Annotated in this window: 6 protein-coding genes; all 6 read left to right on the top strand. The window is 38.5% G+C overall.

Translation table 11 applies throughout. The features are described 5' to 3' along the window. Positions 1–367 precede the first annotated feature (367 nt). The 6 genes from BUB56_RS15690 (at position 368) to BUB56_RS15665 (ending at position 7,449) form a co-directional block, all read left to right on the top strand. A complete protein-coding gene (locus BUB56_RS15690; RefSeq protein ID WP_110942230.1) occupies positions 368–913 on the top strand; it encodes a flavodoxin domain-containing protein in 546 nt (181 codons plus the stop codon). A gap of 11 nt (positions 914–924) precedes the next feature. Then, positions 925–1,752 carry an ATPase gene (locus tag BUB56_RS15685; RefSeq protein ID WP_110942229.1) on the top strand — a complete coding sequence of 276 codons (828 nt, stop codon included), beginning with the start codon at positions 925–927 and terminating at the stop codon, positions 1,750–1,752. Positions 1,753–1,846: 94 nt separating this feature from the next. After that, complete coding sequence (locus BUB56_RS15680; protein ID WP_110942228.1) at positions 1,847–2,851, top strand: LacI family DNA-binding transcriptional regulator; 1,005 nt, start codon at positions 1,847–1,849, stop codon at positions 2,849–2,851. Between the two features lie 145 nt (positions 2,852–2,996). After that, positions 2,997–4,445 (top strand): tagaturonate reductase, encoded by a 1,449-nt coding sequence (locus BUB56_RS15675; RefSeq protein ID WP_110942227.1) that lies wholly within the window; start codon positions 2,997–2,999, stop codon positions 4,443–4,445. 66 nt (positions 4,446–4,511) lie between these two features. Further along, entirely contained in the window at positions 4,512–5,918 is a 1,407-nt protein-coding gene (gene uxaC / locus BUB56_RS15670; protein ID WP_110942226.1) for a glucuronate isomerase, read from the top strand. 43 nt (positions 5,919–5,961) lie between these two features. Next, positions 5,962–7,449: a UxaA family hydrolase gene (locus BUB56_RS15665; protein ID WP_110942225.1), complete on the top strand. Its 1,488-nt coding sequence runs from the start codon at positions 5,962–5,964 to the stop codon at positions 7,447–7,449. The last annotated feature ends 21 nt before the right edge of the window (positions 7,450–7,470 follow it).

Raw genomic sequence — 7,470 nt, 5'->3', positions numbered from 1 at the left:
ATCATTAATAAATTTAGACATAAGAGCACAACCTTTCAAACAGAATGAATCAGAGCATCCACTAAAAGAAGAACGTCAAACAACCTTGCATTTGAAACGGGTAACACCAAATGGTGGCCCAACCAGCTAAACATCGAATCGTCCTTGTGGAGTGACACGCTTTTTCACGGATAAGCCTCTACTATGGAAGGGATCCAGGAGGAATGCACATCTATCTCTCTGACAAAGAGATTATAGCACGATGTTTAAAAAATTCAATGTCTGGTGTCACTGATTCATCTGAACAATAGATTTAAAGTTGTCAAAGAACATTCGGGTGGGTTTTTGAGCCCTAACCCTATATTTATCTTACAAGGAGGAAATAAAGATGCAGGAAAAAGATAAAAAAGTTATCGTACTTTATAAATCCAAGTATGGCAGTACCAAGCGATATGCAGAATGGATTGCTAAGGAAGCAGGAGCAGACTTATTGGAAGCTTCAAAGGTGAAGGTTGAGGACTTGTACCGATATGATACGGTTGTTTTTGGCGGATCTTTGCATGCGGTGGGGATCAAAGGTGTAAAACTGATTACAGATCATTTCGACAAGCTTATGGATAAAAAGTTAATTGTATTTGCAGTGGGCTGTTCTCCGGGAAGGGAGGAAGCCATTAAGCATGTTGAAGCCAATAATTTTACAGAGGAGATGCGAAACAAGATAAATTTCTTTTATTTAAGAGGAGCTTTTAATTATAAGCAGCTTGGTTTCATCGACCGATTCATGATGAATGCCTTAAGAGGGAAGTTAAAGAAGAAGAAGGAAGAAGAGCTTGATGAGGATAGTAAAGGTTTACTGGCTGCTTTCCATGAACCGATTGATTGGACAGATCAGAAATCAATCCTTCCATTGGTAGCCTGTATTAGAGGCCAGTAGATTTTTGTTCTATGAAGCCCCCTACCCACGTAGTGGACCCTAAGCATCCTGGAGCCATAGATGAGATCATTAATTTCGGAGAATTTTGGGAGCAGAAAGGAATTATCGGCAATAGGGATAAGATAATCGAAAGTACTGGGAGAATCAGCAATCTATTTAAACGGGCATATCGATTTTTTGCGGCAGCTAAATCCATACGGGATGACTTAGAGGTTATTTACGAAGAGGCACTGGATCAGGGGAAGTATAATTTTGCTGCAGCAAGGCTAAAAAGTGAGATATTTGGGGGAATTCCCTATGCCTTAAGAACGGTAAAACCAAGACATCTGTTTGGTAGTGCTTTTTCACCAAAAGGTATTGTTGATTACTACGAAACGATTATTGATGAAATGGAGAAAGTGATATATATTCATGGAAAGTATATTAAGGGCAAATCTATGGTTATGGAGAATATACTGGATGAGGCTGTAAGAAAAGGTTTATTTGTAGAAGTGTATCATGAGCCTATGGTGGAAACCAACATAGAAACCCTTGTAATCCCCGAATTGAACGTCGCAGTGACCAGCAGTAAAAAATATGAGAAAAAAAATCAAAGACAGTTAAATTTGGATGATTATATTAATAGGACAGTTATTGAAGAAAATGAAGATAAAATAAAAGAAGATGAAATTCTATTCGAAAGATTGATGTCTGCAGGTCTTGCCAGCATATATAAAGCGAAACGGGAACACGATGTATTAGAAACCTACTATGTGCCTTATATGAAATTCCCAGTGATAGATGAATTAAGGAAAAAGGTAATGGAGAAAATATTAACATACGAAAAGAAAGATAATTAGTAAAAAAGGGTAGATCAAATAGCGATCTACCCTATCTACACTTTGCACTTGTTAACGTGTGCATTATATGTTATGATAACATTGAGGTGGTAAAATGAGTGTTACAATAAAAGATATTGCTAAAATTCTTGGGGTATCTCATACAACCGTATCCAGAGCACTCAATGATAGTCCGCTCATTCGTCAGGATACCAAGGAAAGGGTAAAGGAATTGGCAAAAACATTAAATTATACACCTAACTATAATGCCAAGAGTCTTGTTTTAGATAAATCCTATAATATTGGATTATTCTTTTCAACCTTGCATGAAGGGACATCTTCCAGTTTTTTTTATGAAGTGGTTAGGGGTGTCAATGCTATCATCCATAAGGAATTTAATTTGGTTGTAAGGGGTATAGACGACTGCGGAGATCTAAATGCCATTAATAAGAAGCATTTTGACGGCATCATCGTAATGAGTCAGAGTACAAAAGATGATCTATTCATATATAATGCATTGGAAAAACAAATCCCACTAGTGGTACTCAATAGGGAAATTCAGGATGCCCAGATCGTTAATATTCTTTCTGATGATCGAAAGGGTGCTTATAATGCAGCAGCCTATCTAATAAAAGAGGGGCATAAACAAATTGCAGTGATTGAGGGAAAGAAAGGGTTTAAATCCTCCCAGGAAAGAAAGGAAGGATTTTTGCAGGCACTCATTGATCATGATATCCCTATTCATAAGGACTTTATCGTTGAAGGAAAATATGATATGGAAAGCGGATACAGGTCAATGAAAAAACTTTTACAACTTCCTGTAATTCCAACAGCCGTGTTTTGTTCTAATGACGATATGGCAGTAGGAGCAATGAGAGCAGTTGTGGAGCAAGGATTAAAAGTTCCACAAGATATATCTATAATAGGATTTGATGATAATATTTTTTCTTCATTCCTATCTCCTGCATTGACAACTGTTAAAAGACCTATTGAGGAGATTAGTAAAGAAGGAGCTAAAAAGCTGCTAGATTTAATCCGTAATAGGGAAACGACCCATCAGCTGCTCTATTTTCATACAGAACTCAAAATCAGACAATCGGTAAGGAAAATCAATGATTAAGTCTGCCTAATGTATTGTGCCGGACTTTTTCAGTCCGCAGAACCAGTTCAATAAACAAAGTATAACTCATGGCAGTCTTTAGCGATGAGTTATGTTTTAGATAAAGGTGCACACGTTAACAAAGTATAAAAAGGAGGACAAGGGCATGAAAAGAATTCATGAAGTTTATCAAAAGAAAAATTATCCGGAAAAGATTTTGCAGATCGGTGAAGGAAACTTTTTAAGGGCCTTTGTGGACTGGATGGTCTATAAGATGAACCAAGAAACAGATTTTAACGGAAGTGTTGTAGTCGTGCAGCCTCTTAAGGAAGGGATTATCGAGAAGCTGGAACAACAAAATGGATTATATACCTTATATTTAAATGGCATTAAAAATGGAGAAGTAGCCAGTGAGCATGCAATCATTGACGTCATCAGCAGGACGATCAATCCTTATGTACAATTCGACGCGTACTTGCAGACAGCAGAAAACCCGGAATTAAGATTTGTGGTTTCCAATACGACGGAAGCGGGAATCGTCTTTGATGAAGGAGATCAATTGGAAGATCGACCGCAGAACAGCTTTCCCGCAAAATTAACAGCACTGCTGTATCACAGATATAAAACTTTTAACGGGGATCCCACAAAGGGCCTTATCTTTATTCCTTGTGAACTTATTGATAAGAATGGTGAAAAACTGAAAGAGATCATGTTAAGACATGCAGGACTTTGGGAATTGGGTGAAGGCTTTGTGACCTGGATGGATACAGCAAATACTTTTTGTAACAGTCTAGTAGATAGAATTGTTCCAGGATATCCAAAGGAAAAAATGCAGGAAATCAGGGAAGAACTGGGATACGAGGATGATATGGTTGTGGAGGGGGAACCCTTTCATCTATGGGTAATCGAAGGGCCACAGCGGATAAAAGAGGAATTCCCGGCAGACCGGGCCGGACTAAATGTACTATTTGTTGAGGATCTAAGTCCATATAGAACAAGGAAAGTAAGGATTCTAAATGGAGCACATACTTGTATGGTGCCCGTTGCTTATCTATACGGAAAGGATACTGTAAGAGAAGCCATTGAAGACCCTTTAGTAGGAAAATTTGTGAAGGACACCATATTTAATGAAATTATTCCAACCTTGGAATTATCAAGAGAAGAACTGGTTAATTTTGCGAATGCAGTGTTAGACAGATTTAGAAATCCATTTATTAAGCACTATCTGATGAGTATTTCACTCAATTCCATGTCTAAATTTAAAACAAGAGTCCTGCCTTCCATTTTGCAATACCAAGAAAGTAAAAAGCTGCTGCCCAACCGGTTGGTATTTTCTCTTGCTGCATTGATCGGCTTCTATCGAGGAGATAGAGATGGAATAAAGATTGATCTAAAGGATGATGCAGATATTTTAGAGTTGTACAGAGATGTATGGGCGGCCTATGATGGAACAAGGCTAGGCTTGGAAATGCTGGTTGAGCAGGTGCTGGCTTACGATAAAGTATGGAAAGTGAATTTAAATGAAGTAGAAGGATTGCACAAGCAGGTGACCGATTATTTAGCTTTGATTCTAGAAAAGGGAATGCAAGAAGCTGTGAAAGAATTGGTAAGCTAGATAAACCCATGGTAAGGGGTAAAGGGAAGAGAATATCCAAGTGAATGGAAAGGAAGAGGATTAATGATGAAGAAATTTATGGATGAAAACTTTTTACTAAACAGCGAAACGGCAGTAAAGCTCTATCACGAATACGGAAAGCACATGCCGATCATCGACTATCACTGTCACTTAAATCCAAAGGAGATTGCAGAAAATAAGCGTTATAGAAACATTACAGAAATCTGGCTCGGAGGAGATCACTATAAATGGAAGGCAATGAGAAGTAATGGGGTAGACGAGAAATATATAACCGGTGAAGCAGAGGATAAAGAGAAATTTTTAAAGTGGGCAGAAACTGTTCCTTATACGATTGGGAATCCACTATACCACTGGACCCATCTAGAATTAAAAAAGTATTTTGGGATTGATACAATTTTAAGTCCTGAGACTGCTGAAGAAATATGGGAAAAATGCAATAGGCTGCTTCAGAAAGAAGAATTTACAGCACGAGGCCTCATTGAAAGATCTAATGTTAAAGTAATTTGTACGACAGATGATCCTATAGACACACTAGAATATCATAAGGCTATTGCTGAGGATGAATCCTTCAGCGTAAGCGTATTTCCGACATTCCGTCCTGACAAAGGGATTAACATTGAAAAGGAAGGCTTCATCGAATGGATTCAGAAGCTGGAAAAGGTAGTTGGAAGAGAAATTAAGAACTGTGAGCAGTTGTTGATTGCCTTAGAGGAACGTATCGAATTTTTCCATCAGCTAGGCTGCAGAGTCTCTGATCATGCCTTAGATCCGGTTGTTTTTGAAAACGGAACCCTGAAAGAAGTAAATATAATCTTTGACAAAGCACTGAAGGGTGAAAATTTAAGTGAAACTGAAATTAAGAAATACAAAACCCAGGTATTATTATTTTTAGGGAAAAAATATGCAAAGCTTGGGTGGGCTATGCAGCTGCATATCGGAACCATAAGAAATGTAAATACGAGAATGATGAAGCACTTAGGACCGGATACTGGTTTCGATACCATCGGAGATTATATCTTTGCACAGCCTCTGGCAAAATTTTTAGACGCACTGGACTGTGAGAACCAACTTCCAAAAACAATTCTTTACTGCTTGAATCCAAGGGATAATGAGGTATTGGCAACAATGATAGGCTCCTTCCAGGGCGGAGGCATTCCCGGGAAGATACAGTTTGGTTCTGGCTGGTGGTTTAATGATCAAAAAGACGGTATGATCCGTCAAATGGTTGCTTTAGCCAACATGGGTCTATTGAGCCGATTTGTTGGTATGCTGACAGATTCGAGAAGTTTCTTATCCTATACAAGGCATGAATATTTCAGAAGAATCTTGTGCAACTTGCTGGGTGAGTGGGTTGAAAATGGAGAAGCGCCAGATGATCTGCAGCTGTTAGGAAAAATTGTAGAGGATATATGCTATCGCAACGCCAGTCAATATTTTGAGTTTAATCAATAACAAAATTATCTATATACAGAGCTGCAAAGAGGAGTGAAATCCATTGAAAACATATATGAAAATTCATGGCGATGATAATGTTTTGGTTTTACTCAAAGACTTTAAGTCAGGAGAAATCATAGAAATCGATGATATAAAAATAAGAATAAAACAAGATATACCAAAAGGACATAAGGTAGCGCTAAAGGCTATAACACAAAATGATTCTGTAGTCAAGTATGGATTGCCGATTGGATATGCGCTGCAGGATATTGAGGCTGGAGATCATGTGCATGTGCATAATACAAAGACGAAACTTAGCGGGACCATAGAGTATGTCTACCGGCAAAAGCTGGCAGATAAGGATATGCCAAGGGACAATAAAACCTTTATGGGCTATCGAAGAAGAGATGGCAGTGTGGGAATTAGAAATGAGTTGTGGATCGTCCCTACAGTAGGCTGTGTAAATGGTACGGGGCAAATGATCATAGATACTTTCAAAAGAGAAGTAAATATTGACTTGATTGATCATATCGAGGTATATAAGCATAATTACGGCTGTTCCCAACTGGGAGACGATCATGAGAACACAAAAAAAATCCTCAGAGGACTTGTGAAGCACCCGAATTGTGGTGGCGTTCTCGTATTAGGGCTTGGTTGTGAAAATAATCAGGTTTCAGAATTTAAGGATTTTCTGGGTGAGATTGATGAACAACGTGTTAAGTTTCTAGTAGCCCAAGAGGTAGAGGATGAGATTGAAGAGGGAGCCCGGCTGTTAAAAGAAATATTTGATGCAATGAAAGATGACCATAGGACAGAAGTACCCTTGTCTGAGCTTAAGGTCGGCTTGAAATGCGGTGGTTCTGACGGGCTCTCAGGAATTACTGCAAATCCGCTGCTGGGGAAATTTTCAGATTATCTCATTGCTCAGGGGGGAACCAGCGTACTTACTGAGGTGCCGGAAATGTTTGGTGCGGAAACCATATTAATGGAAAGGGCTAAGGACGAAGAAACCTTTGAAAAAATCGTTCACCTGATCAATGATTTCAAAGACTATTTTATTGCTAATGATCAGCCCGTATATGAAAATCCATCGCCGGGAAATAAAAAAGGCGGCATTACAACCTTAGAGGATAAATCTTTGGGCTGCACACAAAAAGCGGGACATTCTAAAGTAGTAGATGTGTTGAAATATGGAGAAGTATTAATAGAGAAAGGGTTAAACCTTTTGAGTGCACCTGGAAACGACTTAGTTGCTGCAACTGCGTTAGCTGCTTCAGGATGTCATATGGTCCTATTTACAACCGGACGGGGTACTCCCTTTGGTACCTTTGTCCCAACGATTAAAATTTCTACCAATACAGAATTGTATGCCAGAAAGAAAAACTGGATCGATTTTAATGCAGGCACCATAGTAGAGGATCAATCGATAGAACAGGTATTGGAAGATTTTATCACGTATGTGATTGGGGTTGCAAACGGTGAACGAGTTAACAATGAAATAAATCAATTCAGAGAAATCGCAATTTTTAAGACGGGAGTAACCTTATAGAGATCTATTATTTAATAAAAG

It is taken from the genome of Geosporobacter subterraneus DSM 17957 (assembly GCF_900142145.1).
GTDB classification, from domain to species: Bacteria; Bacillota; Clostridia; order Peptostreptococcales; family Thermotaleaceae; genus Geosporobacter; species Geosporobacter subterraneus.
This window is presented reverse-complemented; position numbering and strand designations above follow the sequence as displayed.